Raw genomic sequence first — 2,094 nt, forward strand, 5'->3', positions numbered from 1 at the left:
GCCCCGGCCCCTCCCCCGGGCCGGGGCCGGCGAGGCCGCTCGGGGCGGTGAGGCCGCCCGGGGCGGCGCGGGTGATGTCGGTCCGGCCGGTGCGGGTGAACCGGCCGGTGCGGGCGGACCCGAGGAGGAGGACGACCCCGAGGTCGAGGGGGACCCCCTCGCGCTCCGGCTGGAGAGCCTGATCCTCGGCGCCGACCGGCGCTACACCCCGTTCCAGGCCGCCCGCAGCGCCGGGGTCTCGATGGACCTGGCGGCGCGCTTCTGGCGGGCCATGGGCTTCGCCGACATCGGCCAGGCCAAGGCCTTGACCGAGGCGGACGTGCTGGCGCTGCGCCGGCTGGCGGGTCTGGTGGAGGCGGGGCTGCTCAGCGAGCCGATGGCCGTCCAGGTGGCCCGGTCCACGGGGCAGACCACCGCGCGGCTCGCCGAGTGGCAGATCGACTCCTTCCTGGAGGGGCTCACGGAGCTGCCGGAGCCGGGGATGACGCGCACGGAGGTGACGTATCCGCTGGTCGAGCTGTTGCTGCCGGAGCTCGAGGAGTTTCTGGTGTACGTCTGGCGGCGGCAGCTGGCCGCGGCGACGGGCCGCGTCGTCCAGGCGCAGGACGACGCGGAGATGGTCGACCGCCGGCTCGCCGTGGGCTTCGCCGACCTCGTCGGGTTCACCCGGCTCACGCGGCGGCTGGAGGAGGAGGAACTCGGCGAACTCGTCGAGGCGTTCGAGACGACGGCGGCGGATCTGGTCGCCGCGCACGGCGGTCGGCTGATCAAGACGCTCGGCGACGAGGTGCTGTTCGCGGCGGACGACGCGGGGGTGGCGGCGGAGATCGGACTGCGGCTGATCGAGACGCTGGGGCGCGACGAGACGATGCCGGAGCTTCGGGTCGGGATCGCGTTCGGCACGGTCACCACCCGGATGGGCGATGTGTTCGGCACGACGGTGAACCTCGCCAGCAGGCTCACGTCGATAGCGCCGAAGGACGCGGTGCTCGTGGACGGCGCGCTCGCGGTGGAGCTGATGCGGTCCGGCGAGGCGCCGGAGTCGGAGGCGGAGGCCGCGGCGGCGGAGAAGGAGGGCGAGGAGCCGGTGGAGTACCGGTTCGCGCTCCAGCCGATGTGGCAGCGGCCGGTGCGGGGGTTGGGGGTCGTCGAGCCGTGGCTCCTCGGCCGCCGCGGCACGTGACGCTCCGCGGGTTGTGACGGGTCCGCGAAGCGGACGCGCCGCCCTACGGGCGAACGCGAAGCGGACGCGGCCCCCTCCGGGCGAACGCGAAGCGGGCGCGCTGCCCTTCGGGTGGCTGCGTTGGCTCTTCGAGCGAGGGCGTGGGAGAGCGCGCCTCACTCCCCATGGCGGCCGCGAAGCGGACGCATTCGTTCTTCGATGAGGCGCGGGTGAGCGGACCTCGTCCTGTGGCGGACGCGCTGCCTCTTGCGCCGCGAAGCGGTCCCCTTCGCTTTTCGAGCGGGGCGGGGTGAGCGGACCTCACCCCCATGGCGGGCGCGCCGCTCTCCGGGGGGAACGCGAAGCGGGTGCGCGACTCTTCGCCAGGGGGCGGGCGCACCATCCCCCTGCGCCGCGGAGCGGTCGCCTTCGCTTTTCGAGCGGGGCGAGGTGAGCGGACCTCACCCCCATGGCGGCCGCGAAGCGGGCGCGCCGCTCTTCGGGGCTGCCCAACGCTGATGCGTTCGCTTCGCTCTCGCGAAACTTGGGGTGTGCGCCCCCCTCCGCGAAGAGTGGGATGCGCCCGCTGCGCGGCCGGGAGATCGTTGAGGTCCCTGCGGTCCCGGGCCGCAGCGCGATGCACCCGCTTCGCGGCTGCGAGATTTTTGGGCGTTCGCGCCGCCCTCGCGTGCGGAGTGCGATGCATCCGCTTCGCGGCTGCGAAATGTGGGGGCGTTCGCGCTGCCCCCGTGCGCAGAGTGGGATGCGCCCGCTTCGCGGTCGGGGAAGGCGTCCAGGGCGGTGCCCCCGCTTCGCGGCTGCGAAATTGGGCGGCGCCCCCCGCGGACAGGGGGAGCGCGGGCGCGTTTGCGCGCGGAGCGCGCCGTGGGGTTAACGATCGTTCAACGGATCATCGCACCCCACGTCGCCCC

At 74.4% G+C, this 2,094-nt stretch carries 1 protein-coding gene; it reads left to right on the forward strand.

Going from position 1 to position 2,094, the window contains the following annotated elements; all coding sequences use genetic code 11:
* Positions 1 to 1,183, forward strand: a 1,183-nt coding sequence (locus ACSNOD_RS30685) for an adenylate/guanylate cyclase domain-containing protein (protein WP_436770352.1), incomplete at its 5' end; no start/stop codon positions are given.
* Positions 1,184 to 2,094: the final 911 nt, after the last annotated feature.

Source organism: Streptomyces sp. URMC 123 (assembly GCF_051386515.1).
Classification (GTDB): Bacteria; Actinomycetota; Actinomycetes; order Streptomycetales; family Streptomycetaceae; genus Streptomyces.